We start from the raw sequence: 26,088 nt of genomic DNA, 5'->3' as shown, positions 1-26,088 counted from the left end.
GGCGGTGGCATTTCGATCACGCGATTAGGGCCATGGGCGCGTCATTCGGCGCCGGCGTTGCACCTGGCGAGCGCATCGGCGTCGAAGGCGGTGCCGGCGACGCTGAACGACTGCAGCGAACCGACTTCGCGTACCAGCAGCTCGCACAGGATCGCCGGGCGCGTCGCCGATTTGGGCGCGCCGCAGCCGCTGTCGCCGCAGCGCCAGATCGTGTCGCGGGTGACCAGCTTCTTGCCGACCGCGGGGGTGGCAGGAACCGCGGCATAATAGCCTTGGCCCTGCGCCACAGCGGGAACGGCGAGGGCGAGCATGATGACGGCCGAAGCCGATAGGATGGTGCGCATGGGCGATTCCTCCAAGAACCAGTAGCGATTCGCAACCTACCATATCGCGGATTAGTTGCAAGATGGAACTTATGCTGCAAGGCAATATATCTGCCGCGTTTTCAACCCCGGTGCCTTGGGCTATGTCGTCGACGATGAACGAGAAAATCCGCGAGCCGCTCCGCGCTCTGGCGACTGCCTGCAGCCTGCCCGCCGCGCTCGAAGCCATGGGCGAACGCTGGTCGTTCATGATCCTGCGCGCCAGCTTTAACGGGCTGCATCATTTCGAGGAATATCAGGCCGAGCTCGGGATCGCACGCAACATCCTGGCCAACCGCTTGGGCCGGCTGGTCGATCACGGCATCCTGGCGCGGCGGCCGATGGACGATGATCGCCGGAAGGTGGAATATCGGCTGACCGAAAAGGGCTATGCGCTACTGCCGACGATGGTGGCGCTGCGCCAATGGGGCGAGCGCTGGGAAACGGGCACTCCCGCTTCGCCGGTGCTGGTCGACGCCCGCGACCGCAAGCCGATCGCGCCGGTGCAGGTGATGAGCCATGACGGGCGGGTGCTGAACAAGAAAGGCGACATGGAATGGTCGCTACCCGAAGATGTGCGCGACGCCGACGCCAAGCTGAAGGCGGCGGGGTAAAAGGCACCTCCGTTCGACCTGCCCCCGTCACCCCGGCCTTGTGCCGGGGTCCACCGCGCGGCCGGCGGTGAGGACGAGAGGCGGGCACCACCGCCGGCGACGGGTGGGCCCCGGCACGAGGCCGGGGTGACGAAGAGGCGTTACCCCACCTTGGTCGTCGGCGTATTTACCCCCATCGACTGGAGATATTTCTTCACGTTGCGCGCCGCCTGGCGCAGCCGTTGTTCGTTCTCGACCATCGCGATCCGCACATAGCCTTCGCCGTCCTCGCCATAGCCGACCCCCGGCGCCACCGCGACCTGGGCATGGGTTAGGAGCTGCTTGGAGAATTCGAGGCTGCCCATCTCGCGCAGCGCGGGCGGCAGCGGCGCCCAGGCGAACATCGACGCGCGCGGCGCGGGAATGTCCCAGCCCGCGCGGCCGAAGGATTCGACCAGCACGTCGCGGCGCTTGTGGTACAGCGCGCGGTTCGCCGCGACGATGTCCTGCGGGCCGTTGAGCGCGGCGCAGGCCGCCGCCTGGATCGGCGTGAACGCGCCGTAATCGAGATAGGATTTGACCCGCGTCAGCGCCGCGATCAGCTTCTGGTTGCCGACCGCGAAGCCCATCCGCCAGCCCGCCATCGAATAGGTCTTCGACAGCGAGGTGAATTCGACCGCGACATCCTTGGCGCCGGGCACCTCGAGGATCGATCGCGTCGGGTTGCCGTCATAATAGAGCTCGGAATAGGCAAGGTCGCTGAGCACCCACACCTTGTTCTCGCGCGCCCAGGCGACCAGCCGCTCGTAAAAGGCGAGATCGACCGTCTCGGCGGTGGGGTTCGAGGGGTAGCCCACGACCAGCACGCTGGGGCGCGGCACGGTGAACGCCATCGCGCGCTCGAGCGAGCGGAAATACTCCTCGTCGGGGGTCGTCGGTACGCTGCGGATCGCGGCGCCTGCGATGATGAAGCCAAAGGTGTGGATCGGATAGGAGGGGTTGGGCGCCAGCACGACATCGCCCGGCCCGGTGATCGCGGTGGCCAGGCTCGAAAGCCCTTCCTTCGATCCCATCGTGACGACGACTTCGGTCTCGGGATCAAGCTCGACCCCGAAACGGCGACCGTAGTAATTGGCCTGCGCCTTGCGGAGGCCGGGGATTCCCTTCGACTGCGAATAGCCATGCGCGTCGGGCTTGCGCGCGACTTCGCACAATTTGTCGATCACATGCTGCGGCGGCGGCAGGTCGGGATTGCCCATGCCCAGGTCGATAATGTCCTCGCCACCGCTGCGCGCCTGCGCCCGCATCGCGTTGACCTCGGCGATGACATAAGGCGGCAAGCGTTTGATGCGGTAGAATTCGTCGGACATGGATGCTCCCTTCGGACGTTATGCCCTTAGCTCCATCGCCCGCGCAGCGAAAGGACGTGCCGCGCGGGTTTCTTCGCGAGCCCTGCGCGGGTAGAGCATCGGCAACAGCAAGAGGATCTCCCGCATGGCCGAACCCACCGCTCCCCCCGCGGCCCCCAGCCTGCAAGAGCTGCAACATTGGACCGGGGTGCTCGGCCGCGCGCAGCAGATGATGATGGAGGCGGGCATCGACATGATGGCGCAGCTTCCCGCCGCCAAGGCCGCCCCCGCCTTCCCCGCGATGTTTGACCCCGCACAGGCGATGCGCGCGGGCGCCGCCTTCTGGACCGACACGCTGGAGCTGTGGCAGCGCTTCCTCGACCCCGCGCACGCGGTGCGGGCGGAGGAAAGCCCCGAACACGCCAGGGACCGGCGCTTCAGGGCGCCGCAATGGCGCGAAGACCCGGTCTTCGACTTTCTGCGGCAGAGCTATTTCCTGATTGCCGATCACATGGTGAAGGGCGTCGATTCGCTCGAGGGCGTCGAGCCGCGCCAGAAGGAGCAGATCCGCTTCGCCACCCAGGGCTTCATCGACGCGATGAGCCCGACCAACTTCCCCGCCACCAATCCCGAGGTGATCGAGAAGATCGTCGAAACGCGCGGCGAGAATCTGCTCAAGGGGCTGCAGAACATGCTCGCCGACATCGCCAAGGGGCAGATGACGCAGAGCGACACCTCGGCGTTCGAGCTCGGGCGCAACCTGGCGATGACGCCGGGCAAGGTGGTGCGCCGCACGCCGCTGTACGAGCTGATCCACTATGCACCCGCGACCAAGCAGGTCTTCGAAACCCCGCTGGTGATCTTCCCGCCCTGGATCAACCGTTTCTACATCCTCGACCTGACCGCCGAGAAGAGCTTCATCCGCTGGGCGGTCGAGCAGGGCCTGAGCGTGTTCGTCGTGTCGTGGCGCTCGGCCGATGCGTCGATGAAGGACGTCGTCTGGGACGATTATGTCGAGCGCGGGCAGATCGATGCGATCGACACGGTGCGCGAGCTGCTCGGCGTCGAGGGCGTGCATGCGATCGGTTATTGCGTCGCGGGCACCACGCTTGCGGCGACGCTGGCGCTGCTGACCGCGCGCGGCGAGGCCGACAAGCTGAAGACCGCGACCTTCTTCACCACCCAGGTCGATTTCGCCGAGGCGGGCGAGCTCAGCCTGTTCGTCGGCGACGAGCAGCTCAAGATGATCGATTCGCTCTCGAGCGACGGCTATCTCGACGGGCGCTACATGGCGACCACCTTCAACCTGCTGCGCGGCCGCGACCTGATCTGGAACTATGTCACCAACAATTATCTGCTCGGCGCCGATTATGCGCCGTTCGACCTGCTCCACTGGAATGCCGACGTCACCAACCTGCCGGCGAAGTGGCATCAAAGCTATCTGACCGACCTGTATCGCGACAACAAGCTGGTGATGCCCGGCGCGATGCAGATCGCGGGCACGCCGATCGACCTGTCGACGGTTAAGACCCCCAGCTACATCCAGGCGGGACGCGAAGATCATATCGCACCGGCGCATAGCGTCTGGAAGATCACCGACCATTTCACCGGGCCGCTGCGCTTCGTGCTCGCGGGATCGGGACATATCGCGGGGGTGGTGAACCCGCCGAGCGCCAACAAATACCAATATTGGACCAACGAAGCCAAGGTGTCGTCGCTCGCCGAGTTCGTCGCGGGTGCGACCGAAACCAAGGGGAGCTGGTGGCCCGATTGGCTGCAGTGGATCGAAGCCGCCGATGCGACGCGAGTCGCAGCACGCGGCGCGCGCATTCCCGGCAAGGGCAAGCTGCAGGCGCTGGCCGATGCTCCCGGCGAGTATGTGAAAACGCGCTGATTGCACCAGTTAGCCCGCGATATGACGCTTATGTTGCGCCGCAACATAAAATTTGCGTTCCCGGTGGGTTTGGGGTAGATACTGCTCTGCAGCATTTTACCCCAGGGAGGCCTTATGGCCAACAAAGGTCAGCCCACCGGTCCGAAAGTCTCGGGCAGCACGACCAAGGCGAAGCCGGTGCCGGTAACCGCGAAGGCCGCGCCGGTGGCGGCTAAGGCAGCGCCTGTAGCGCCGAAGCCCGCGCCCGCAGCGCCGGCGCCTGAAATCGCCAAGCCCCCGGTTCCTGCCGCTGCGATCGAAGCGATCCAGCGCTCGATCGCGGCCAAGCCCGATATTGCCTCGGCAATCGTCAACCCGGCACCCGCCAAGGTCGCCGCGGCGAACCCGAGCGCTAAATCAGACCCCGCAACGACGCCGGTGCCAAAACCCGATGTCGTCGCCAAGACCCAAGCGGCAGCCAAGATGCTGGCCGCACCGGTCGCCAAGACGACCGAAAAGGTCGCGAACACCGCAAAGGCCGTTGCCACCCAAACCGCCAAGGTCGTTCAGGCTGCGGCGCGCACCGTCGAGAAGGATACCCGAACCATGCAGACCGAGATCAAGAACGCCGCCGACCAGACCCAGGCCCAAGCACAGGCAATGTTCGGCGACATGAATGACCGCACCAAGGGCATGATGGAAAAGAATGCCAAGATGGTCGAAGAAATGAACGAAATGGCCAAGAGCAATCTCGAAGCGGTTACCGAATCGGGTCGCATCGCCGCCAAGGGCATGGAAGCGCTGACGCAGGAAGCTGCCGAGTTCGGCCGCAAGTCGTTCGAGCAGGCCACCGCCGCGATGAAGAGCATGGCCGCGGTCAAGTCGCCGACCGAGCTGTTCAAGCTGCAGAGCGATTACATGCGCGCCGCCTTCGACGCCTATGTCGCCGAAGCATCGAAGACCACCGAGCACATGATGAAGCTGGCCGGCGACGCCGCGCAGCCGCTGTCGAACCGGATGGCGATCGCCGCCGACAAGGCTAAGCCGACCGCATAATCGCGGTTGTGTTGCGGCAGAAGGGGCGGCGTTCCGAAAGGGACGCTGCCCTTTTTTTGTTCTGGCCCTCTCCCGCTTGCGGGAGATGGTTGGGTGAGCGCCTTCTTCTCCCCTCCCTGGAAGGGAGGGGTCGGGGGTGGGTAGGGTCCAGGCGATACGGAAACCCTTGCGACCGGACTTGCCGTAGCTCAGGCACCGACCCACCCCCAGCCCCTCCCTTTCAGGGAGGGGAGCAAGCGCCCGGGCGTCCTACCAATCTCCCGCCGCTGCCATCCATACCGCCAGCGCCGCCGCCGCGGCGGTTTCGGCGCGCAGGATCCTCGGCCCCAAAGCCACGCCTACCGCCTGCGGCAATGCGCGGATCGCCTCGCGTTCCTCGGGGGTGAACCCGCCCTCGGGGCCGATCAGGATCGCCGCCGGCCCGGCATGCGCGCGCATTGCCGCGAACGCAGGCACGCCGCCGCTTTCGTCGGCGAAGAACAGCGCGCGCTCGGGCGGCCATTCGGCCAGCAGCGCCGCCAGCTTCACCGGCTCGACCAGCTCGGGGAGCGCGGTGCGGCCGCATTGTTCGGCGGCTTCGATCATGTGCGCGCGGAGCCGATCGAGGTTCAGCCGGTCGACGATCGTCCGCCGCGTCAGCACCGGCACCATCCGCGCCGCGCCGAGCTCGCACGCCTTTTCGGCGACCCAGTCGATCCGCCCCTTCTTGATCGGCGCGACGCACAGCCACAGGTCGGGGACCGGCTCGCGCGGACGAAGATGCCGGGTGATCTCAATCGTCAGGTCGCGCTTGCGCACGTCGCGCGCCAGCCCGAGCCATTCGCCGCTGCTATCGTCGAACAGCAACACCGGGTCGTCGGGCTTGAGCCGCATGACCCCGGCGAGATAATGCGCCTGCGCGCCGTCGATGCGCAGACGCGCGCCGAGCGCGAGCGCTTGCTCGACATAGAGCCGCGGAGTGGAATCGGGCGGCCAGGCGGGGGTTGCGGGCATCGGCCCCTGCTAGAGGCGCTTCCCCGGCGCTGCAAATCGCCCGAGCATCCGGAAGATCACTTTACCCGCACCCAGCGCTGCTCGCGGCAGCCGAAATTGCCGAACAGGCATCCGGTGCCGACCAGCGTATTGCGGTCGGCGAGGTCGATGGTGCCTTCGAACGCGCGGCCGAGATCGGGGACGAAGACCTCGCCATACCAGACGCCGTCCTCATATTCGAAATTTCGGAATAATTGGGTGCCCACCAGCGCTGCGTCGCTGGCGCGCGCAACGTCGGCCTTTGCCTTTGCATTGGCCCAGATCACCGTGCCGCACATCGCGCGCCCGCATCGTTGCGCGCGGATATGGACGCTGTTGGCGGCGTTGCGCCACACCCCCGACCAATCGGGCGCACGCTGTGCCGCTGCGGGTGAGGCGGCCAGCAGGAGCGCGGCGATGGTGCTCAAGCGTTTGAGCATGAGGGTTCCTTTGGTGGGGTTTGGATCGGTGATCGGTTCGAACGGGTGGGCGCAGGCAAGGGTTCCGTGCCGCATGCTCCCCTCCCTGAAAGGGAGGGGGGAAACGGGTCTTGCTAGGACGGGTGGCTTGCACGCCCCAAACCGGGCAATGAACCCCGCGTGACTACGCACATCGTCCCCGACACCGAACATCGCGGCCTGATCGGCCTGTTGCCCGCCGCCGCGCGGCCCTTTGCGATGCTCGCGCGCTTCGATCGACCGATCGGGTGGTGGCTGTTGTTCTGGCCCGGCGCCTGGGCGATCGCGCTCGCCGGCGGCGTGATCGCGCGCTGGGATCTGCTCGCGTGGTTCCTGCTCGGCAGCATCGCGATGCGCGGTGCCGGATGTGTCTATAACGACATCGTCGATCGCGACCTCGATGCGCAGGTCGAGCGCACGCGCAACCGCCCGCTCGCGAGCGGCGCGGTTTCGGCCAAGGCGGCCTGGGCCTGGCTGATCGCCTTGTGCGCGATCGGGCTGGTGGTGCTGCTGCAACTGCGCTGGCAGGCGCAAGCGGTGGCGGTTGCCAGCCTCGCATTGGTCGCCGCCTATCCCTTCATGAAGCGGATCACCTGGTGGCCGCAGGCGTGGCTCGGCATGGTATTTTCCTGGGCGGCATTGGTCGGTTGGGTCGAAATGGCCACCGGCCAGCTGACGCCGATGCTGCTGCTCTATGCCGGCAGCATCGCCTGGGTGATCGGCTATGACACCATCTATGCGTTGCAGGATGTCGAGGACGATGCGCTGGTGGGGGTGCGATCGTCGGCGCGTGCGCTGGGGGCGCGGGTGAAGCCCGGCGTTGCGGGCTTCTACGCCGCCGCACTCGCATCATGGGGCGCGGCGTTCTGGCAGATCTTTGCCGATCCGCTGGCGCTCGCGCTGCTGGTCCCGGTCGCGCTGCATTTCGGCTGGCAGGTCGCGACGCTGCGGCCCGCCGACGGTGCCAATGCGCTGGCGCGCTTCCGGTCGAACCGCTTTGCCGGCTTCGCGATGTTCCTCGCCTGCGCGACGCTGGGATTCGCCGCCAATCTTTGACGTTCCCGATCTGCGTTCCTAAGTGCTTTCGATGCTGACCCCCGAACAAGCGCGCGATGCCGCGTGCCATGCCGTCGATCGCGCGCGCGCCGCCGGTGCCGATGCCGCCGATGCCACCGTTTCCGCCGATGCCTCGACCGCGGTGTCGATCCGCCTCGGCGCGGTCGAGGACGTCGATCGTTCGGAGGACGAGGGGCTGTCGCTGCGCGTCTTCGTCGGCAAGCGATCGGCGAGCGTGTCGTCGTCGCGCTTCAACCCCGACGAGATCGCGGCATTGGCCGAACGCGCGGTGGCGATGGCACGGCTCGCGCCCGAAGACCCCTGGGCGGGGCTGGCCCCCGAAGACCGGCTGCTGCGCGGCAACGCCCCCGATCTCGACCTGTGGGACGGCGGCGTGTCGGACCCGCAGGCGCTGAAGGCCCGCGCGCAGGCCGCCGAAGACGCCGCGCGCGCGGTCGCCGGGGTCACCAACAGCGAAGGCGGCAGCGCCTCGGCGCGCGAGGCGGTGACCGCGCTCGCCACCAGCCATGGTTTCGCCTCGGCGTATCGCACCACCAATTACGGCGTGTCGGCGAGCGTGATCGCGGGCGAGGGCGGCGCGATGCAGCGCGACTATGCCTATGATTCGCAGCGCTACCAATCGGCGCTCGAATCGCCCGAATCGGTGGGCATGCGCGCGGGCCAGCAGGCGGTGGCACGGCTCAACCCGATCAAGCTGCCCAGCGGTCCGCTGCCGATCGTGTTCGATCCGCGCGTCGGATCGAGCCTGCTCGGCCATTTCATCGCCGCTATCGCGGGCGGCGCGATCACCCGCGGCACCAGCTTCCTCAAAGACATGCTCGGCAAGCAGGTCTTCGCTCCGGGCGTCGATATCCATGACGATCCGCACCGGCCGCGCGGGCTGCGCTCGAAGCCGTTCGATGGCGAGGGGCTGCCGGTATCGCCGACGATCCTGGTCGAGGCGGGGATGTTAGAGACCTGGCTGCTCGACAGCGCTTCGGCGCGCCAGCTCGGGCTCGAACCCACCGGTCACGCCTCGCGCGGTGGCGGGGTGTCGACCAGCAACCTCTATATGGCGGCGGGCAAGCTGCCGCGTGCGACGCTGCTCGGCGAGGTGAAGCGCGGGCTCTACGTCACCGAGTTGATCGGCCAGGGGATCAACCACGTCACCGGCGACTATAGCCGCGGCGCGGCGGGGTTCCTGATCGAGGCTGGCGAGATCGTCCGCCCGGTCGCCGAGATCACGATTGCCGGCAACCTCAAGGACATGTTCGCCGCGATCACCCCGGCGAGCGACCTGGTGTTCCGCCACGGCATCAACGTGCCGACGCTGCGCGTCGACGGGATGACCGTCGCGGGTGATTGAGGGCCTGGCCCCCCGGATCGGCGAGATCGTCGCCGAGGCGGGCGCGCTGGCGATGGCGCGGTTCGGCACGCCGATGGACCAGTGGGAGAAGTCCCCCGGCCAATTGGTATGCGAGCTCGACTTGGCGGTGAATAATTTGCTGCGCGAGCGGCTGATGGCGTTGCTGCCCGATGCCGGCTGGCTGTCCGAGGAGACCGCCGACAACGCGGATCGGCTGGGCCGGCGGCGGCTTTGGGTGGTCGATCCGATCGACGGCACGCGCGATTATCTGCGCGGTCGGCCCGGCTGGTGCGTGTCGGTGGCGCTGGTCGAGGACGGGCAGCCGGTGGTGGGGGTGCTTGCGGCGCCCGCGCGCGGCGAACATTGGCGGGCAGTCGCGGGGCAGGGGGCGTATCAGGGCGATGCGCGCCTGGCCGCCAGCGATCATGCGACGCTGGCAGGCGCGCGGGTGCCTGCCGATGTGCTGCCACGCGCCGATCGCGACTTCGTGACGGTCGCCAAGCCCAATTCGATCGCGCTGCGGATGGCGATGGTCGCGGCGGGGCAGGCCGATCTGCTCGCGACGTTGCGCTGGGGCAATGAATGGGACATCGCCGCCGCGGTGCTGCTGGCGCGCGAGGCGGGGGCGGCGGTGACCGACGCGACCGGCGCGGCATTGTCGTTCAACACCCCGCGCGCGCGTGCCTTCGGCGTGCTGACGACCGCGCCCGCGATCCACGCGGCGGCGGTGGCACGCTTGCGCGAGCGGGCCGGCGCTTAGCCCTCTCCCGCAAGCAGGAGAGGGTTGGGTGAGGGCCTTCTACCTCGTCTTTCTACCGGTGCGCGCCAAAAACAGACCCTCACCGCTGCGACTAGGGGCCGCAAGCGCGACCCCAAGTCTCGCTCCCTCTCCCGCAAGCAGGAGAGGGTTTGGCGGATCAAACCTCGCCGTCGCCCTGGTAGCGGATCTGCAGATAGCGGCCGCGCGTCGCGAGCAGGTCGAGATCGCCCTGCGCCAATTGCGCGGTCATCTGCGCGATCTCGTCGTCGATGACGCGCAGGCCGTTCACTAGCTGCTGGTCGGGGGTGATGCCGTTGCGCTCGGTGCGGCGAAGCGGTTCGGGCACCCGGCCATAGCCGTTGAGCAATTCGGGCAGTTGTTCGGCGACCAGCTTGCGGACCTCGGCGGCGGCGGGTTCGCGTTCGTCGAGCGTCGCCAGCTGCGGGCTCAGCGTCTCGAGCTTCACCCCGATCGAATCTACCAGGGTCTGCGCGGGCGCAGGCAGCGCGCGGCGTTGCGTCTCGAGCCATTGCTCGGTCTGGAGCGGCAGCGCCTTGAGCGGGGTTTCGGCCAGCCGCTGCGGCGTCGGCGCGGCGGCGACGGGGAAGATCGCCAGCAACAAAGTCGCGGCGATCAGCAGCCCCATCACCAGCAGCGCACCCCCCACCCCGAGCGGCACGAAGGCGCTGAGGATCAGCGCGCCGACGATGATCGCGGCATCGGCGGCGGCGATCCGCCCGACTCGCTTGAGCACCTCGGCCTCGCGCTTGCGCTTGCCGCGCGCGCGCACCTGGCCGTAGCGCTCGCGCGACCGGTCGAGCGCTTCGGACGCGCGCGCTATCTGGCGATCGACGTCGGTCATGCTAGCCCCTGCCGTGGCATCGCCATCACATCGCCTCCAGCTTGAACGCGCTGTCGGCGGCGCCGGCATTCTGCGCCGCACCCTCGGCGCGCGCGATATAGCCGCGCGAGCGCTCGACCTCGGTCGAGAGCGTGTCGACGGTGGTCTTCATGCTGCCCAGCGCCTTCAGCTTGAAAGTATCGATCGCGTCCATCGTGTCATAGACATTCTGGAACGCGCGCTGCAGCGTCTCGACGGGAATCGTCGACGATGCCGCCTGTTCGTGGATCGTCGCGGTCTGCGACTTGAGCAGCGTTCCGGTCGAATCGATGATGTTGGCGGTGGTGGTGTTGAGCGCGGTGATCTGGTCGAGCACCAGTTTCTGGTTGGTCAGCGCCTGCGCGACGGTCACCGCGGTGCGCAGCGCCGAGACGGTGGTGGTGCTCGCGCGATCGACGCCCTTCACCAGCTCGACATTGTTCTTCTTGACCAGGTCGAGCGCGAGATAGCCCTGCACGCTCACCGCCATCTGCGTCAGCAAATCCTGCGTCCGCTGGCGCGCGTAGAACAAGGCACTTTCACGCAGCGCCTTGGCCTTGGCGGGATCGCTATGGTCGAGTTCGGCGGCCTTGGCCTCGAGCTTGGCGTCCATCACCTTCGACAGATGGATCATCTGTTCGAGCCGCCCCATCGCGCTCCACAGATTGGCACGCTCGGTATCGATCGCGGCATTGTCCATCAGCAGCTCGTCCTTGCCCGAGGCGAGCGACTTCAGGATCGACGAGATATGCGTCTGTGAGCTTTTGTAGCTGTCGAAATAATCGCGCATCTTGTTGCCGAAGGGCAGGATGCCGAACAGCTTCTTTGGCGCGGTGAGGTTGCCCTGCTTGCCGGGATCGAGATCCTCAATCAGCCGGCGAAGCTGCGCCAGATCGGCGCCGACGCCGCTTTCCTGGTCCATCGCGCGCACCGGGCGATCGAGGAAGCGGTTCGATTGCCCCGCCGCCTCGCGAATCTCGCGATTGCCCATCGCGCCGATCGCATCGACGCGCTTGCCGAATTCGGGCGAATTGACGTCCTGCGCAACCAGGTCGTCGATGAAGCCGTCGACCCGCGCCTCGAGCTCGGACTTCTTGGCATCGTCGACCGGCACCAGCCCCGCGGCCTTGGCGGCGGTCACCACCGGCACCGGCTCGGGCGGCGTCAGCGTCAGCGTCGGTTCGGCAGTCGCGGTTTCGGTCGCCATAATCCCTCCAGCGTGTTGCCCACGAAGATGGCCGGGATCGCCCGAGCGTTCAAGTGTATCGTTGTAATAATACACCACGCATTCGCGCATGCACCCCCCCTGGTTCGCGCGGATCGGCAGCGTGGGGGTTCCCGCAACGCACCAAATACGCTAAGCGCGCGCCAAGCGCACCTTGCGCCAACAGTTTTCGGGAAATCACATGAACCTGCGCAACGTGGCGATCATCGCCCACGTCGATCACGGCAAAACCACGCTAGTCGATCAACTCTTCCGCCAGTCGGGCACGTTTCGAGACAATCAGCGCGTCGAGGAGCGCGCGATGGATTCGAACGACCTCGAAAAGGAGCGCGGGATCACCATTCTCGCCAAGTGCACCTCGGTCGAGTGGGAAGGCACGCGGATCAACATCGTCGATACCCCGGGCCACGCCGATTTCGGCGGTGAGGTCGAGCGGATCCTGTCGATGGTCGACGGCGTCATCCTGCTGGTCGATTCGTCCGAGGGCGCGATGCCGCAGACCAAGTTCGTGACCGGCAAGGCGCTGGCGCTCGGCCTCAAGCCGATCGTCGTGGTCAACAAGGTCGATCGCGCCGACGAGCGCATCCAGGAAGTGCTCGACGAAGTGTTCGACCTGTTCGTCAGCCTCGAAGCGAGCGACGAGCAGCTCGATTTCCCGGTGCTCTATGCCTCGGGCCGCAACGGCTATGCCGGCGAGGATCCGCTGTCGCGCGAAGGCACGCTGACCCCGTTGTTCCAGAAGATCGTCGATCACGTGCCGCCGCCCTCGGCCGATCCCGATGGCCCGTTCAAGTTCCTGGTGACCTTGCTCGACCGCGACAATTTCCTCGGCCGCATCCTCACCGGCCTGGTCTTTTCGGGCTCGATCAAGACCAACATGGCGATCCACTCGCTCGACAACGACGGCACGATCGTCGAGACCGGGCGCGCGTCGAAGATCATGTCGTTCCGCGGGCTCGAGCGCGTGCCGGTCGACGAGGCCAATGCAGGCGACATCATCTCGATCGCCGGCCTGACCACCACGACGGTGTCGAACACGATCTGCGACCCTTCGGTCAGCGAGCCGCTGCACGCGCAGCCGATCGATCCGCCGACGCTGTCGATGCGCTTTGCGGTCAACGATTCGCCGATGGCGGGCCGCGAGGGCACCAAGGTGACGTCGCGCATGATCCGCGACCGTCTGCTTCGCGAAGGCGAATCGAACGTCGCGATCAAGGTGACCGAAGCCGAGGACAAGGACAGCTTCGAAGTCGCGGGCCGCGGCGAGCTTCAGCTCGGCGTGCTGATCGAGACGATGCGCCGCGAGGGCTTCGAGCTGAGCATCAGCCGCCCGCGCGTGCTGTTCCAGGACGGCGATGCCGGCCTCGAAGAGCCGTATGAGACCGTGATCATCGACGTCGACGACGAATATTCGGGCACCGTCGTCGAGAAGATGGCGATCCGCAAGGCCGAGATGACCGACATGCGCCCCTCGGGCGGCGGCAAGACCCGCATCACCTTCTCGGCCCCGAGCCGCGGGATGATCGGCTATCATGGCGAATTCCTGTCGGACACGCGCGGCACCGGGATCATGAACCGGCTGTTCGAGAAATACGGCCCGCACAAGGGCAAGATCGAAGGCCGCAAGAACGGCGTGCTGATCTCGAACGGCGCGGGCGAGGCGGTTGCCTATGCTTTGGGGCCGCTCGAAGAGCGCGGCATCCTGATGGTCTCGCCGGGCGAGCCGCTCTACGAGGGCATGATCATCGGCGAGAACGCCAAGCCCGACGACCTCGAGGTCAACCCGATGAAGTCGAAGGCGCTGACGAACTTCCGTTCGACCGGCAAGGACGACGCGATCCGGCTGACCCCGCCCAAGCGGCTGACGCTCGAGCAGGCGATCGCCTATATCGACGATGACGAGCTGGTCGAAGTCACGCCCAAGTCGATCCGGCTGCGCAAGCGCCACCTCGACCCCAACGAACGCAAGCGCGCGAGCCGTTCGAAGGCTGCGTGAAGCTTCCAGGCTAGCGAAATGCGAAAGGCCGGTCCCGCTAGGGGCCGGCCTTTTTCGTGGGTGGTGGGGCACGGCCTCGCCCCATTGCCGTTCGTGCTGAGCTTGTCGAAGCACTGTCCTTCTTTTGCGGGGCGAGCGAAGAAAGAACGGTGCTTCGATAAGCTCAGCACGAACGGGGAAGGGTAGGCCCTAACCCTTCGCCATCTCGAGCACGATCTTCCACTCCTCCGCGGTCACCTTGCCCACCGACAGCCGCGAATATTTTACCAGCTCCATCTCGGCGAGCCGGGGTTCGGCCTTCACTGCCTTGAGCGTCACCGGATTGGGCAGCGGCTCGACCGGCTTCACCTGCACCGACACCCAATTGCCCTCGTCGCCGTCCTTCTGGGCCTCGCGCGTCACTTCCATGATGCCGACGACCTGCAGCCCGATATTGCTGTGATAGAAGAACGCGCGGTCGCCGACCTTTATGTCGCGCAGGTTGCGCGCCGCAGTGTGGTTGCGCACCCCGTCCCATTCGCCGGTGCCGTCCTTCACCAGATCGTCCCATCCGAACACATCGGGTTCGGACTTCATCAGCCAATATGCCACGTCGTTTCTCCGTTCAGGTACCTAAACGCCGGGTGAATGCCCGGTTCGGCACGAGTTCAGGCGCGCTGGCATAAATTGCGACATATCGGCAAGTATCCGCGCGTTTCCCGTGCAACCACGCGCTACCGGCGCCGAGATTTGAGGAGGTCAGACGAGATGAATATCTTTACCAAGGCAACCATCGGGCTGGTCGCGGGCGCGACCATGCTCACCGCCGCGGCACCCGCCGAGGCGCAGCGTTACTATCGCGACCGCGGACGCGGCGGCGATGTAGCGACCGGCGCGATCATCGGCGGTGTCGCGGGCCTTGCGCTCGGCGCTGCGCTCGCCAGCGGCAATCGCGGCTATGACCGGGGCTATTATGCACCGCGCTATCGCGGCAATTTCTACGGCCCGGCTTATGGCCCGCGCTACGCCTATGGCCCGCGCTTCGCGCAGAACCAGCGGCGCGCCTATCGCCGCAACTGCATCGGCCGCGAGTTCGATCCGTATAGCGGCCGCAGCTTCCGCGTTCGCTATTGCTGAACCCGAATTGCGGTGAACGGGGGGAGGGCGGTGCCGATGGCATCGCCCTCTTTCGTTCGGCGCGGTGCGCGGCTATGCGGGCTCGATGACCGACACCCCGCCAGATCGCCTCTCGATCAACCCGAACAGCCCCTATTTCGACCAACCGACGCTCGAGCGCGGCATCGGTATCCGCTTCAAGGGCGCCGAGCGCACCGATGTCGAGGAATATTCGATGTCCGAAGGCTGGATCCGCGTGGCGCTCGGCAAGAAGGTCGACCGCAAGGGCAACCCGCTGACGATCAAGCTGACCGGCGAGGTCGAGGCCTATTTCCAGACCCCGGCACCGGGTGGCGAGGAGGAAGCCACCGAAGCCGCCGCGGCCGAGGCCGACGCGCCCGAGCCAGACGCCAAGCTCGCCGACCCGGCCTGACGCCTCACTCGGCGGCCTGGGCGATCCCGGCCAGCCGGGTGAGCTCGCGAACATGCGCGGCGAACGCCTGGCGACCCTGCGCGGTCAGCGACAGCCAGGTGCGCTGCCGCGCGGCGAGCGTCGCCTTGCGGATGCGCAGATAGCCGGCTTCTTCCAGCTGCCGCGCATGTTTCGACAACACCGATTCGCTGACATCGACCTCGGCGCGGATCAGCGCATATTCGGCCTCGTCGACCGCCGACAGCAGCGCGCACATCTGCAACCGGACGGGGGAGTGCAGCACCGGATCGAACGCGATCCGACCGCTCACGCCAGATCGTCCTTCTCGGCGCGCCACACCCGGTCGAACCCCGCGCTGGCATAGCCCGCGACGATCGCGGTCACCGCGCCGCACGCGACGGGGGCCCAGTCGATCCCGAACCGGAACCGCAGCACCACCGCGGCAGCCGCGAGCCCCAGCACGCAGACGAGCAGCGCGACCGTGACCGGCATCGTACGGCCTCGGCGATAGCCGCTGACATTCAGCCCGGTTCGGCGCTGCCATATCGAATAGAGCACCAGCACGCCGAGCGTGCAGCCGGTGGTTCCCAGCACGATGAGCCGTTCGGGCAGCGCAAAGCTCGCGACCATGCCGCCCATGCCCAACCCGTATAGCGGCGCATACCAGGGCGGGCTTGCCGCGCGCTGCGCCATCCGGCGGCGGGCATCGGTGGCTAGGGCTAGGGCGGTTTGGGCTTCGATCGACATCATGGTTCTCCACTTGACGAAATGGAAAGTGACATCGACTTTCCGGATCGTCAAGTGGCAAGTGCCGGTGCTGGACGATCAATTCGGCGGGCGTTGCGCCGCTACCGCGCGCTCGATCCAGCCGGTCGCGAACGCGACGATCGCCCGCGCATCGATCAGCAGCGTGTCGGCATCGCCGACCTTGCCGGCGCGCGCCTGTCCGGTCGTGACAAAATCGGCCAGGATGTCGTCGAAATAATCGTCGGAAAACCCGGGCACGATCGCGTCGCTCGATTCATATTCCTCGTTCATTCGCCACACCGTCCCTTCCGGCGTGGCGTAGGGGATTTCCTCGCGCAGGATGATCTTGCCGCGCACGTCGGCGAGATTCTCGGCATGGTGGAGCAGCGTCATGCTGATGCCGGGCGCGCCGATCATCGCGACGCTGCCGCCGGCTTCGAGCAATTTGGCCAGGGGCGATCCGGGGCCATAGCCGTAATCGAGCGGCTGGTCGGCGATCAGCCATTCGGCGCGAGCACCGATCGCGGCGACCGAGCAATTGGGATTGCGGCTGCGCACCGCGCCGCGCGTCGTCCGCATCCATTCGGCGAACACCCCGTTGTCGCGCATCGATCGCGACGTCGCGGGATCGAAGGGCGAGATATGTTCGCGCCATTCGGCGGGCACCCGCCCCGAATCGTCGAGCAGGTCGTCCTCGAGATAGGGCGCGTGCCAGTCGGTCGCGACGACCAGCGTGCCCTCGCTGCCGATCGCCTGGCGGATCGCCGCGATCAGCGTGTCGGCACCGTTGATGCACCGGCCCACCGATCGGAAGCCGACATGCGCCATGACGATGGCGCCGGGGTCGAGCCCGAGCGCGGTGAGATCACGCGCCAAATCAACTGCGGTCCAATAATCCCCCTCCCGCTTGCGGGAGGGGCTAGGGGAGGGGCTGTCGGCAAACCGCATAACCAGCGAAACATGCCCTCCCCCGACCCAGTGGTCCAGCCCAGTCGGGTCGGAACGTCCCCCGGAGGTTCCTAAATCATGCCGGGGGCATGATTTAGCCGTCTGCGCTGAACCACTCGCAAGCGGGCGGGGGAAGAAAGCTCAGTGGACGAAGCGGGCCACCACGTCGCGATAGCTGCGCGACACCTTCACCTGCGCCCCCGAATCGAGCACCAGGAAGCATTCGCCATTGGTGTGCGGCTTCACCTGCTTGACCAGGTCGAGGTTGACGATCGTCGAGCGATGCACCCGCTGGAACCGCCGCGGATCGAGCCGCTTTTCCAGATCCTTCATCGTCTCGCGCAGGATCAGCGTGTTGTCGCCGGTGTAGATGCACATATAATCGCCCGCCGCGTCGATCCGCTCGATCGTGTCGACATCGACACGGAAGATCTGCCCGCGATCCTTGATGTTGATGAGCTTCTCGAAGCGGTTGGCCGCATGCTGGTCGCCGCCGGGATCGACCGCCATCGTGTCCACCGCATCGGGCGCGACCTCGGCGAGCACTTCCATCAGCCGGTCGACCTCGACCGCGCCGCGCTTCTCGGCCAGCCGCTGGCGCACGCGATCGAGCGTGTCGGCCAGCCGCGATTCCTCGACCGGCTTCATCAGATAATCCATCGCCTGCGCCTCGAACGCGCGGATCGCATGGTCCGAATAGGCGGTGACGAACACGAACAGCGGCGGCTCGACCTCCATCAGCCCCTGCACCACCGAAAACCCGTCGAAGCCCGGCATCTGGATGTCGAGGAAGACGAGGTCGGGCTTGTGCGTCTTGATCGCGCGGATCGCCTCGCGCCCGTTCATGCACTTGTCGATGATCTCGACGTCCTCGTACGGCTGCAGCCGCAGCTCGAGGCCCTGGATCGCAAGGGGCTCGTCGTCGACGAGAATGGTACGGATGGTCATGCTGCCTCGCGGTTGGGTTCCTCGACCTGGAACGGTATTTCGATCTCGACGCGGAAGCCGCCCCCCGGGTTTGCACCCGTTTCGAAGCGATGGTCGGCCCCGAAGGACTGCGCCAGCCGCTCGCGAATATTGGTAAGCCCCACGCCGGTTGAAAGGCTTGGCCGAGATTTGCGCTGCATCAACCCCGGCCCGGTATCTGTCACGGCTATCTGGACCCGATCCCCGGCGAGCCGTGCGGAAACTGCGATCTGCGCCCCCTCCTCCATCGGCGTCACCGCATATTTGATCGCGTTTTCGACCAAAGGCTGCAGCAGCAGCGAGGGCAGCCGCGCCTTCTCGACCCGCGCGTCGATGTCGAACGCCATCTGCAGCCGCTGCTCGAATCGCATCTTCTCGATCTCGAGATACAGCTTCAAGGTCTCCACCTCCTGCGCCAGCGTGACATGCGCAGTGGGTTCGTTGGCCAGCGTATAGCGCAGGAACGACGACAGTCGGCTGAGCATGACGTTGGCGCGCTCGGTCTGTTTCAGCAGCACCAGCGTCGAGATCGAATTGAGCGTGTTGAACAGGAAATGCGGGTTGAGCTGGTAGCGCAGCATCGCCAGCTGCGCCGACGAGGCCTGTGTCGCCAGCGCCTGCATCTGGTCCATCTGCTCCTCGACGATCAGATACCAGTTGATGCCGAAATACAGCGCGGTCCACCCCGCCAGCACGGTGAAGGTGAAGACGGTGTAGCCGAGCACGCGGCTAAGGCTGACCGTCCGGTCGCTCTGGATGGTGGCCGAGAAGATGAAGGCGTCGAGCACCGCATAGATCGCGGTGGCGACGATCAGCGTGGCGATCACCGCCAGGATGCCCGCGATCCGCGGCAGTCGCCGGTAATAGCCGTACAGCGTCGAGAGCAGCAAGGTCAGGCAATAGCCGACGATCGCGTCGATGATGATCGGGATCACCGTTTCGAGCGTCGGGTCGTTCGACACCCCCGACACCAGCCGCAGGATCAGAAAGCCCGACCACCCCGCCGCCTGGAGCATCCAGAAGGCGCGGCTCTTGTCCTCGAAGAACGGACGGGAAAGGATCGCGGGTCTGGCCATGGTCGCTCATATGGGGCCGCGCGCGGCCGGTTGCGCACGTCTTACAGAGCGCAGGGGCGGGTGGCAAAGGCGGGGGGTGGCGGCAAAATCAAAACCGCCGCCTTCCGGGTGGAAGACGGCGGTTTTACTCGCATCAGTCTCAATCGGGACGAAGTGACGATTAGAAGCTGAAGCGTGCGCCCAGGCGGATCAGATAAAGCGAGCGGCGGGTTTCAAGCACGCTGTCATTTGCGGCCACATAGCTGGTGTAGCGATATTGCGCGCATGGCTGGCTGGGGATCGAGTTGATCTGGGCGGCGGTAGGCGTGGTACCCGATGCGACCGGGACGCTCAGGCACTGCACCCGAACCGCATCCTCGACATAGGGGAAAACTGCCTGACGGAAGCCGCCCCAATCGCGGTTCAGTAGGTTGGGCAGGTTTTCGATGTCGGCGAACACCGAGACCCGCGACTTGCCCACGAACGTCGGGATTTCCTGCTCAAGGTGCAGGTCGAGCCGGGTGTAGGCACGCGAACGTGCGATGTTGCGTGGCGCGATCTGGCCGCGGAAGTTGCCAAGCTTGGTGCTCGCGATCAGATCCTCAAGGCTCTGCTGGGTCTGCGCAGCGGTTTGTGCCGCTGCACCGGTGCCCGATGCGCCGTAGCTGACCAAGGGGTCGTCGGCGCCGGTAGGCACATACAGCAGGAAGCGATCGTCGCGACCGGTAACACCGAAGACTGCGCTGCGCTGCGACGCACCGGCATCTTCCATGGTGAAGCTGTACGGGCGGCCCGCCTGGGTTTCGCCGAACAGCTGGATGACGGTGCGGTAGTCACCAAAGAACGCATGGTCGAAGCCCGCGCCGTATTTGAACGACCACTTCACCTGGTCGTTGGCAGTGCCGTACGCCGCGCCGCTGCCGTCAAGGAATGCACCGTTGCCATAGTTCGACCCTGCGGTCGACGACGTCGCGGGTGCCTGATCGCGTACGTCCTGCAGCGAATAAGCGAAGTTCAGGTTCAGGCCGAAGTCGAACTGCTTGTCGACGCGAACCACGCCGATATGGCTGCGGCCCTTGGTCGAATTGGTCAGCAAGATGTCGGTGTTGGTGTTGGTGCCGACCACCGCGTCGAAGCGCGTGCGGCCATCGGGCAGCTTGCCAATCGGACGCGACCGGATGTCGGTAAAGAACACCGATGCGTTGGTCGTGCTGTGGTAGTAATCGGCACCGAAGCGCCAGCCGCCGCCCAGGAAGTTGCGCGGGGTCCAGTCGGCCGACAGCGTAGCCTTCCACACATTGGGAACGTCGAAGCCTGGATCGAGCGCGTTGATGTTCGCCAGCGAATTCGGCCCGGTGTTCGTGATCTGACCTTGCAGCGCCGCAGGGATGCTCGCACCGGTCACGCCGCTAAGAACGGCCTCACCCGTTGCCGCTGGCAGATTGCCGCCGTTCAGCTGATAGCCCGAGGTGCAGTTGGTGGCGTTGATTACACAACGCTGGACCGTGATCGAGTTGATCGACACGCCACCGATGCCTGCGCCTGCGTTCGAATAGCTGTTCGACAGATAGACGTCGGGGGTGCCGCCGCCGAAGATGCCGACGCCGCCGCGCAGCTTCACATCATCGATCGGCTCCCAATCGAAGCCGATGCGCGGCTGGAACAGGCCCAGGCCACGGATCGTCTTGGTGTTTGGAAAGCCGTAGCGCGTCGTGAAGCCGGGGTTGAACGGCACCGGCGTGTCGGCGTCGAACAGGTCGTAGCGCATGCCTGCCGACAGGTTGAGGCGATCGGTAATCGCGATGTCGTCCTGAATACCGAACGTATATTGACGATATTTGAAGTCGGCCGCGGCCAGGTCGGCGTTGCCAGTACCGGTATTTTGATACGTAACCGAGCTGGCATTGCGTGCCTGGAAATCGGCGAGCGAGTCGAAATAATAGTTACCCTGGGTATTCTGGAGGAACAGGTTGAACACCCGGACCTCGTTCATCTCGGCGAGGATGCGAAGGTCATGCCCGCCTTGAGTTAACCGCGCCTGTACCGAGCCACCATAGGTGTCGGTATAAAACTCGTTCGACTGCGACGAATTCTCGGCACCGATCGCCAGAATCGGGTTGCCGGTGCCGCAGGTTACCGGCGTGTCGTTGCTCTGGCCGCCGAAATTGTTGGTTGGATCGGTGCAAACGCGGAGCTGTGCCAGCGATTCGCCGCCGATCGGGCGGCCGCGCTCGTAGCTTTTGTACAGAAAGCGTGCCTCCGTCGAGAACGCCTCGGTCCACTGGGAGTTCAGCTGGAGGATGCCCGCGCGCAGCAATTCGGTGCCGCCGTAGCTGTTCGACGCAAGACCGAAGCCGGGCGAGGCGCCGTTGGTGCTGACATTTCCCTGCACCTGATTAGAGTCATAGGCGTTGATGTACGACAGCGTCAGGCGTTGACCGTCGGTGATGTTCCAGGTCAGCTTTCCGACGATCTTCTCGTCAACCTCGTTCGACACTTCGAGAATGTCGCCAGCGTCGTAGTTGTACGTGCTTTGAGCGATCTGTTGGACTGCGGTTACCTGGGTCGCGGCCGAACCGGGGATCTGCGAAAACAGCGTTAGCGGGTTGCCCTGCTCGGTGCGTTCGCCCGAGACCATGAAGAACAGCTTGTCTTTGATGATCGGGCCAGACAGCGTGGCGCCATAGGTTTCGCTCTTGAAGCGAAGGTTGATGTCGGTGTTGTCGCCGATGCGCTCGCCCGACAGACCGTCGGTGTTCTGCGAGTAGAAACCGGTGCCGTGGAATTCGTTGGTGCCTGCGAGCAGGATCGCATCGACCGCGCCGCCAAGGAAGTTACCCTGGCGAATGTCATAGGGAGCGACCGAGACCGAGAACTGGCCGATCGAATCGATCGGCACCGGGCCGCGGCGGGTGGGGTTAGCGTCGGGGTTCAGGCCGAAATTGTCGCTGACGACTACGCCATCGATTGAGAAGCGGTTAAAGCGCGGATTCACGCCCGCGAACGAAATCGCACGACCGCCGCCCGCTGTGTCTTCCATGCGAGCGAACGGATCGCGGCGCATCAGGTCGCGGATGTCGCGGTTCACTGACGCGACGCGGCTGATGTCTTCGCGCGTCAGCACGGTCTGCGGACCATCCGAGGTCACACCGGCACCCGCGATCGACGATGCGGTGACAACGATGTCGCCCGATTGATCGGCCGCGATCTCGATCGGCACTTCGTACGGTTGGCCGACGATTGTGAAAATGTCGGTAACGGTCGAATTGCCGATCGGGCTGGTGACTTCGACGGTGTAGGGGCCGCCGGGCTGCAGCGCACCGGCGTTGAACGCGCCATCGCTACCCGTTGTCGCGGTGGCGCGCGCGCCGTTGGTAGCGTTGGTGATCACAACCTCGGCGCCGGCTACGGGAGCGCCATCCTGCGTGACGGTGCCGCGGATGCTCGACGTCGTCTCTTGCGCGCTCGCGGCGGCAGGAATCACTAGAGCAGCAATTGCCGCCCCAATAAGCAGGTGGTTTCTCATGATTTTCCCCAGTGGTGCGGAACAATGGCCGACGTGCGGCGTCGTTCGCCGTTGCGGCGCCTGTGACGGCAGATTATTGCGCTTCTGTGACACTTCGCCGCCGCAGCAAAGACTCCTTCGCCGCGTTGCAAAAAAGCATCACATCGCGTTCGTCGAACGGCTCACCCCGCGGCGGCGACGATCGCCAGCCAGCCCGCTTCGTCGACCACGCGCACCCCGGCCTCCTCTGCCTTTTTGCGCTTCGATCCGGCCGCCGCGCCCGCCACCAGCAGGTCGGTCTTGGCCGATACCGATCCCGATACGCGCGCGCCCAAAGCCTCGGCCTGCGCCTTGGCCTCATCGCGCGACAGCGTTTCGAGCGTGCCGGTGAACACCACGGTCTTGCCGCTGACTTCGGAGGTGCGCTGGACCTGGACGAAGGGTTCGGGCGCCACTTCGCTGAGCAGGTCGTCCCACGCCTCACGATTATGCGCCTCGGCGAAGAAGGCGATCAGCGCCTGGGTCACGATCGGGCCGATCCCCTCGACCGCCTCGATCTCCGCGCGCGCCGCTTCGTCGTCATGCGCGCGGGTCGCGACCTGCGCGATCGCCTGGACCGTGCCGAATGCCTTGAGCAATTCGCGCGCGGTGATGCTGCCGACATGGCGGATTCCCAGGCCGAACAGGAAGCGCACCGGATCGGGCGCGCGCTTGGCTTCGATCGAGCGCAGCAGGTTCGCCGCCCAGACCTTGCCGTCCTTCTTGCGCGGCAGCAATTGCGCCTGCGTCAGGCGGAAGATGTCGGCGGGGGTATGCAGCAGCCCGTCGGTCACGAAATCCTCGATCTGCTGGGCACCCAGCCCCTCGATATCGAGCGCGCCGCGGCTGGCGAAATGCTTCAGCCGCTCGGTGCGCTGCGCGGGGCACACCAGCCCGCCCGAACAGCGGATATCGACCTCGCCCTCCTCGCGCACCGCGTCGGATCCGCATTCGGGGCAATGTGTCGGGAAGCGCCACGGCGCACGCGCATCGTCGCGCGACAAATTCTCGACGATCTGCGGGATCACGTCGCCCGCGCGCTGGATCACCACGCGGTCGCCGGGATTTACCCCCAGCCGCGCGATCTCGTCGGCATTGTGCAGCGTCGCGTTGGTGACGACGACGCCGCCGACGGTGACGGGCTCGAGCCGCGCGACGGGGGTGAGCTTGCCCGTCCGCCCGACCTGGATGTCGATCGCGTTGAGCGTGGTCTGCGCGCGCTCGGCGGGGAATTTGTGTGCGAGCGCCCAGCGCGGCGCGCGCCCGACAAAGCCCAATCGCGCCTGCCAGTCGAGCCGGTCGATCTTGTACACCACGCCATCGATGTCGAAGGGCAGGTCCGCGCGTTCGGCTTCGATCGCGCGATAGCGGTCGAGCGCGGCCTGCGCGTCGTCGAACCGCGCGAAGGCTTCGGCGATCGGGAAGCCCCAAGCGCGCAGCTTGGCGACGATCTCGGCCTGCGTCGCGCCCGGCAGATCGCTGGTCTCGCCCCAGCCATGCGCCAGGAAGCGCAGCGGGCGCTGCGCGGTAACCCCCGCGTCCTTCTGGCGCAGCGATCCTGCGGCGGCGTTGCGCGGGTTGGCGAAGCGCCGCGCCTTGGCGGCATCGCCCGCCGCCTCGGCCTGCGCGAGCAGCCGCGCGTTCAGCTCGGCGAAGGCCTGTTTTTCCATATACACCTCGCCGCGCACCTCGAAGATTTCGGGTGCATCGGCGGGCAGCGCCTGCGGAATGTCGGCGATCGTTGCGACGTTGGCGGTCACGTCCTCGCCGGTAGTGCCGTCGCCGCGGGTGAGCGCGCGCACCAGCCGCCGGTCCTCATAGCGCAGCGAGCAGGACAGCCCGTCGATCTTGGGCTCGGCGGTCAGCGCCACGGCTTCGTCTTCGGCCAGGCTCAGGAAGCGGCGGATGCGCTGGACGAACTCGGCGACCTCCTCGTCCGAAAAGGCGTTGTCGAGGCTGAGCATCGGCCGCGCATGCGCCACCTTGGCCAGATGCGTCGCGGGCGCCGCACCGACCTGCGCCGAGGGCGAATCGCTGTGCGCAAGCTGCGGAAACGCCGCCTCGATCGCCAGGTTGCGGCGGACCAACGCGTCATAGGCGGCGTCACTGATCTCGGGCGCGTCATCGGTGTGATAGGCGCGGTTGTGGTGCGCGATCTCGGCGGCGAGGCGCGCGAGTTCGGCGGCGGCTTCCTCGTCGGTTTGGGGGAGGGCGGGGTCGGTGGCCATGGCGTGCGTCATGCCGCGCGGCGGGGGAGGGTGGCAAGAGCTTCTCCCCTACTTCTCCCTCCCTTCCAGGGAGGGGGGATAAATCACCCGACCTTATCCGCCGTCCGCGTCTCGAAGTCCCCCGCATCGTGCCGCTCGTGCAACTGCCCCTCGAGCGGCCCCATCGTCCGGTTGACCATGGCGCCGCGCCGCACCGCAGGCCGCGCGGCAAGCTGGTCGGTCCAGCGGCGGACATTGCCATATTCCTCGACCCCCAGAAACGCCTGCGCACTATACGCCCCGCCCAGCAGCCCGCCGCCATACCAGGGCCAGATCGCCATGTCGGCGATCGTATAGTCGTCGCCCGCGACGAATTCGTGCCGGCCCAATTGGGTGTCGAGCACGTGCAGCTGGCGCTTCACCTCCATCGCATAGCGATCGATCGCGTACTGGATCTTGATCGGCGCATAGGCATAGAAATGCCCGAAGCCGCCGCCGACGAACGGCCCCGCGCCCATCTGCCACATCAGCCAGCTCATCGTCGCCGCGCGCTTGGCCGGATCGGTCGGCAGGAACGCGCCGAACTTTTCGGCGAGGTAGAACAGGATCGCGCCGCTTTCGAACACGCGGATTTCGGGGTCGGCGGATTTGTCGATCAGCGCGGGGATCTTCGAATTGGGGTTCACCTCGACAAAGCCGCTGCCGAACTGATCGCCATCGCCGATACGGATCAACCAGGCGTCATATTCGGCATCGCGGTGGCCGGCGGCGAGCAGCTCCTCGAGCAGGATCGTCACCTTCTGCCCGTTGGGCGTTCCCATCGAATGGAGCTGCAGCGGATGTTTGCCGACCGGCAGCACCTTGTCATGCGTCGCGCCCGAAACGGGGCGGTTGATGCTGGCGAACTGCCCGCCATTGCCCGGCTCACATTGCCAGACCGCGGGCGGCACATAGCCGGTGGGCAGATTGTTCGCGGGATCGGGTGCGTCGGCCATGTGCGGCTCCTGTGGGGGGAACGGGATGCGCGCGATATAGGGGGGCGGGGGTGGGGGATAAGGGGGAGATTGCCAGCGCAGGTCACGGGCATCTAATGCGAGCGAAGTGCCGG

General features: G+C 66.1%; 24 protein-coding genes. 9 read left to right on the top strand and 15 right to left on the bottom strand.

Going from position 1 to position 26,088, the window contains the following annotated elements:
• Nucleotides 1–41 precede the first annotated feature (41 nt).
• Nucleotides 42–344, bottom strand: coding sequence for a CC_3452 family protein (locus tag NMP03_RS11200; RefSeq protein ID WP_256505494.1), 303 nt, complete (start codon nucleotides 342–344; stop codon nucleotides 42–44).
• Between the two features lie 134 nt (nucleotides 345–478).
• On the opposite strand from NMP03_RS11200, the gene NMP03_RS11195 reads away from it, so the two are divergent.
• Nucleotides 479–976: a winged helix-turn-helix transcriptional regulator gene (locus tag NMP03_RS11195; RefSeq protein ID WP_256505493.1), complete on the top strand. Its 498-nt coding sequence runs from the start codon at nucleotides 479–481 to the stop codon at nucleotides 974–976.
• 140 nt (nucleotides 977–1,116) lie between these two features.
• Here the strand turns inward: NMP03_RS11195 and NMP03_RS11190 are convergent, their stop codons facing one another.
• On the bottom strand, nucleotides 1,117–2,325 hold the full coding sequence (locus NMP03_RS11190; RefSeq protein ID WP_256505492.1) for an LL-diaminopimelate aminotransferase: 1,209 nt from the start codon (nucleotides 2,323–2,325) through the stop codon (nucleotides 1,117–1,119).
• Nucleotides 2,326–2,449: 124 nt separating this feature from the next.
• Between NMP03_RS11190 and NMP03_RS11185 the strand changes: the two genes are divergently transcribed.
• The gene (locus tag NMP03_RS11185; RefSeq protein ID WP_256505491.1) at nucleotides 2,450–4,198 is read left to right on the top strand and encodes a PHA/PHB synthase family protein; all 1,749 of its coding nucleotides are present in this window, start codon (nucleotides 2,450–2,452) and stop codon (nucleotides 4,196–4,198) included.
• Nucleotides 4,199–4,312: 114 nt separating this feature from the next.
• A complete protein-coding gene (locus NMP03_RS11180; RefSeq protein ID WP_256505490.1) occupies nucleotides 4,313–5,233 on the top strand; it encodes a phasin family protein in 921 nt (306 codons plus the stop codon).
• Nucleotides 5,234–5,482: 249 nt separating this feature from the next.
• On the opposite strand, the gene NMP03_RS11175 is transcribed toward NMP03_RS11180, so the two are convergent.
• The gene (locus NMP03_RS11175; protein ID WP_256505487.1) at nucleotides 5,483–6,226 is read right to left on the bottom strand and encodes a 16S rRNA (uracil(1498)-N(3))-methyltransferase; all 744 of its coding nucleotides are present in this window, start codon (nucleotides 6,224–6,226) and stop codon (nucleotides 5,483–5,485) included.
• Between the two features lie 56 nt (nucleotides 6,227–6,282).
• On the bottom strand, nucleotides 6,283–6,684 hold the full coding sequence (locus NMP03_RS11170) for a DUF2147 domain-containing protein (RefSeq protein WP_256505486.1): 402 nt from the start codon (nucleotides 6,682–6,684) through the stop codon (nucleotides 6,283–6,285).
• Between the two features lie 159 nt (nucleotides 6,685–6,843).
• Here NMP03_RS11170 and ubiA point away from each other — a divergent pair, with 159 nt between their 5' ends.
• From ubiA to NMP03_RS11155, 3 genes are read left to right on the top strand one after another with little or no spacing between them, the layout of a single operon-like run.
• On the top strand, nucleotides 6,844–7,758 hold the full coding sequence (gene ubiA, locus NMP03_RS11165; protein WP_256505484.1) for a 4-hydroxybenzoate octaprenyltransferase: 915 nt from the start codon (nucleotides 6,844–6,846) through the stop codon (nucleotides 7,756–7,758).
• Between the two features lie 31 nt (nucleotides 7,759–7,789).
• On the top strand, nucleotides 7,790–9,124 hold the full coding sequence (locus tag NMP03_RS11160; RefSeq protein ID WP_256505481.1) for a TldD/PmbA family protein: 1,335 nt from the start codon (nucleotides 7,790–7,792) through the stop codon (nucleotides 9,122–9,124).
• Nucleotides 9,117–9,884 (top strand): 3'(2'),5'-bisphosphate nucleotidase CysQ, encoded by a 768-nt coding sequence (locus tag NMP03_RS11155; protein ID WP_406697664.1) that lies wholly within the window; start codon nucleotides 9,117–9,119, stop codon nucleotides 9,882–9,884. The genes NMP03_RS11160 and NMP03_RS11155 overlap by 8 nt, the downstream gene beginning before the upstream one ends.
• 157 nt (nucleotides 9,885–10,041) lie before the next feature.
• On the opposite strand, the gene NMP03_RS11150 is transcribed toward NMP03_RS11155, so the two are convergent.
• Both NMP03_RS11150 and NMP03_RS11145 read right to left on the bottom strand, forming a co-directional pair.
• On the bottom strand, nucleotides 10,042–10,746 hold the full coding sequence (locus NMP03_RS11150; protein WP_256505479.1) for a hypothetical protein: 705 nt from the start codon (nucleotides 10,744–10,746) through the stop codon (nucleotides 10,042–10,044).
• Nucleotides 10,747–10,771: 25 nt separating this feature from the next.
• The gene (locus NMP03_RS11145) at nucleotides 10,772–11,971 is read right to left on the bottom strand and encodes a toxic anion resistance protein (protein WP_256505477.1); all 1,200 of its coding nucleotides are present in this window, start codon (nucleotides 11,969–11,971) and stop codon (nucleotides 10,772–10,774) included.
• A gap of 199 nt (nucleotides 11,972–12,170) precedes the next feature.
• Here NMP03_RS11145 and typA point away from each other — a divergent pair, with 199 nt between their 5' ends.
• On the top strand, nucleotides 12,171–13,985 hold the full coding sequence (gene typA / locus NMP03_RS11140; protein WP_256505476.1) for a translational GTPase TypA: 1,815 nt from the start codon (nucleotides 12,171–12,173) through the stop codon (nucleotides 13,983–13,985).
• A gap of 189 nt (nucleotides 13,986–14,174) precedes the next feature.
• On the opposite strand, the gene NMP03_RS11135 is transcribed toward typA, so the two are convergent.
• A complete protein-coding gene (locus NMP03_RS11135; RefSeq protein WP_256505475.1) occupies nucleotides 14,175–14,576 on the bottom strand; it encodes an EVE domain-containing protein in 402 nt (133 codons plus the stop codon).
• Nucleotides 14,577–14,732: 156 nt separating this feature from the next.
• On the opposite strand from NMP03_RS11135, the gene NMP03_RS11130 reads away from it, so the two are divergent.
• Both NMP03_RS11130 and NMP03_RS11125 read left to right on the top strand, forming a co-directional pair.
• Nucleotides 14,733–15,101, top strand: a complete 369-nt coding sequence (locus tag NMP03_RS11130) for a hypothetical protein (RefSeq protein ID WP_256505474.1) — start codon at nucleotides 14,733–14,735, stop codon at nucleotides 15,099–15,101.
• A gap of 85 nt (nucleotides 15,102–15,186) precedes the next feature.
• Nucleotides 15,187–15,513, top strand: coding sequence for a DUF3297 family protein (locus NMP03_RS11125; protein ID WP_256505473.1), 327 nt, complete (start codon nucleotides 15,187–15,189; stop codon nucleotides 15,511–15,513).
• A gap of 4 nt (nucleotides 15,514–15,517) precedes the next feature.
• Here NMP03_RS11125 and NMP03_RS11120 read toward each other — a convergent pair whose 3' ends face one another.
• From NMP03_RS11120 to yghU, 8 genes are all read right to left on the bottom strand, one after another.
• Nucleotides 15,518–15,823, bottom strand: a complete 306-nt coding sequence (locus NMP03_RS11120) for a transcriptional regulator (protein WP_256505472.1) — start codon at nucleotides 15,821–15,823, stop codon at nucleotides 15,518–15,520.
• A complete protein-coding gene (locus NMP03_RS11115) occupies nucleotides 15,820–16,263 on the bottom strand; it encodes a hypothetical protein (RefSeq protein ID WP_256505471.1) in 444 nt (147 codons plus the stop codon). Before NMP03_RS11115 ends, NMP03_RS11120 begins: the two co-directional genes overlap by 4 nt.
• A gap of 75 nt (nucleotides 16,264–16,338) precedes the next feature.
• On the bottom strand, nucleotides 16,339–17,136 hold the full coding sequence (aac(3), locus tag NMP03_RS11110; RefSeq protein ID WP_256505469.1) for an aminoglycoside 3-N-acetyltransferase: 798 nt from the start codon (nucleotides 17,134–17,136) through the stop codon (nucleotides 16,339–16,341).
• A gap of 213 nt (nucleotides 17,137–17,349) precedes the next feature.
• Entirely contained in the window at nucleotides 17,350–18,156 is an 807-nt protein-coding gene (locus NMP03_RS11105; RefSeq protein ID WP_256505467.1) for a LytR/AlgR family response regulator transcription factor, read from the bottom strand.
• Nucleotides 18,153–19,250, bottom strand: a complete 1,098-nt coding sequence (locus tag NMP03_RS11100) for a sensor histidine kinase (RefSeq protein WP_256505466.1) — start codon at nucleotides 19,248–19,250, stop codon at nucleotides 18,153–18,155. Before NMP03_RS11100 ends, NMP03_RS11105 begins: the two co-directional genes overlap by 4 nt.
• 160 nt (nucleotides 19,251–19,410) lie before the next feature.
• Entirely contained in the window at nucleotides 19,411–22,713 is a 3,303-nt protein-coding gene (locus tag NMP03_RS11095) for a TonB-dependent receptor (protein ID WP_319937589.1), read from the bottom strand.
• Nucleotides 22,714–22,916: 203 nt separating this feature from the next.
• On the bottom strand, nucleotides 22,917–25,001 hold the full coding sequence (gene ligA / locus NMP03_RS11090) for an NAD-dependent DNA ligase LigA (protein WP_256505462.1): 2,085 nt from the start codon (nucleotides 24,999–25,001) through the stop codon (nucleotides 22,917–22,919).
• A gap of 83 nt (nucleotides 25,002–25,084) precedes the next feature.
• Entirely contained in the window at nucleotides 25,085–25,975 is an 891-nt protein-coding gene (gene yghU / locus NMP03_RS11085) for a glutathione-dependent disulfide-bond oxidoreductase (RefSeq protein WP_256505460.1), read from the bottom strand.
• Between the last annotated feature and the right edge of the window lie 113 nt (nucleotides 25,976–26,088).

The sequence above is a fragment of the Sphingomonas qomolangmaensis genome (assembly GCF_024496245.1).
GTDB lineage: Bacteria > Pseudomonadota > Alphaproteobacteria > Sphingomonadales > Sphingomonadaceae > Sphingomonas > Sphingomonas qomolangmaensis.
Note: the sequence above shows the minus strand (reverse complement) of the source record. Positions and strands in the feature narration are given on the sequence as shown.

Excerpts from the sequence above, each read along its gene's own strand:
- NMP03_RS11200 (WP_256505494.1), bottom strand. The coding sequence starts at position 344 with ATGCGCACCATCCTATCGGCTTCGGCCGTCATCATGCTCGCCCTCGCC.
- NMP03_RS11195 (WP_256505493.1), top strand. The coding sequence starts at position 479 with ATGAACGAGAAAATCCGCGAGCCGCTCCGCGCTCTGGCGACTGCCTGC.
- NMP03_RS11190 (WP_256505492.1), bottom strand. The coding sequence starts at position 2,325 with ATGTCCGACGAATTCTACCGCATCAAACGCTTGCCGCCTTATGTCATC.
- NMP03_RS11185 (WP_256505491.1), top strand. The coding sequence starts at position 2,450 with ATGGCCGAACCCACCGCTCCCCCCGCGGCCCCCAGCCTGCAAGAGCTG.
- NMP03_RS11180 (WP_256505490.1), top strand. The coding sequence starts at position 4,313 with ATGGCCAACAAAGGTCAGCCCACCGGTCCGAAAGTCTCGGGCAGCACG.
- NMP03_RS11175 (WP_256505487.1), bottom strand. The coding sequence starts at position 6,226 with ATGCCCGCAACCCCCGCCTGGCCGCCCGATTCCACTCCGCGGCTCTAT.
- NMP03_RS11170 (WP_256505486.1), bottom strand. The coding sequence starts at position 6,684 with ATGCTCAAACGCTTGAGCACCATCGCCGCGCTCCTGCTGGCCGCCTCA.
- NMP03_RS11160 (WP_256505481.1), top strand. The coding sequence starts at position 7,790 with ATGCTGACCCCCGAACAAGCGCGCGATGCCGCGTGCCATGCCGTCGAT.
- NMP03_RS11150 (WP_256505479.1), bottom strand. The coding sequence starts at position 10,746 with ATGACCGACGTCGATCGCCAGATAGCGCGCGCGTCCGAAGCGCTCGAC.
- NMP03_RS11145 (WP_256505477.1), bottom strand. The coding sequence starts at position 11,971 with ATGGCGACCGAAACCGCGACTGCCGAACCGACGCTGACGCTGACGCCG.
- typA (WP_256505476.1), top strand. The coding sequence starts at position 12,171 with ATGAACCTGCGCAACGTGGCGATCATCGCCCACGTCGATCACGGCAAA.
- NMP03_RS11130 (WP_256505474.1), top strand. The coding sequence starts at position 14,733 with ATGAATATCTTTACCAAGGCAACCATCGGGCTGGTCGCGGGCGCGACC.
- NMP03_RS11125 (WP_256505473.1), top strand. The coding sequence starts at position 15,187 with ATGACCGACACCCCGCCAGATCGCCTCTCGATCAACCCGAACAGCCCC.
- NMP03_RS11115 (WP_256505471.1), bottom strand. The coding sequence starts at position 16,263 with ATGATGTCGATCGAAGCCCAAACCGCCCTAGCCCTAGCCACCGATGCC.
- NMP03_RS11105 (WP_256505467.1), bottom strand. The coding sequence starts at position 18,156 with ATGACCATCCGTACCATTCTCGTCGACGACGAGCCCCTTGCGATCCAG.
- NMP03_RS11100 (WP_256505466.1), bottom strand. The coding sequence starts at position 19,250 with ATGGCCAGACCCGCGATCCTTTCCCGTCCGTTCTTCGAGGACAAGAGC.
- ligA (WP_256505462.1), bottom strand. The coding sequence starts at position 25,001 with ATGGCCACCGACCCCGCCCTCCCCCAAACCGACGAGGAAGCCGCCGCC.
- yghU (WP_256505460.1), bottom strand. The coding sequence starts at position 25,975 with ATGGCCGACGCACCCGATCCCGCGAACAATCTGCCCACCGGCTATGTG.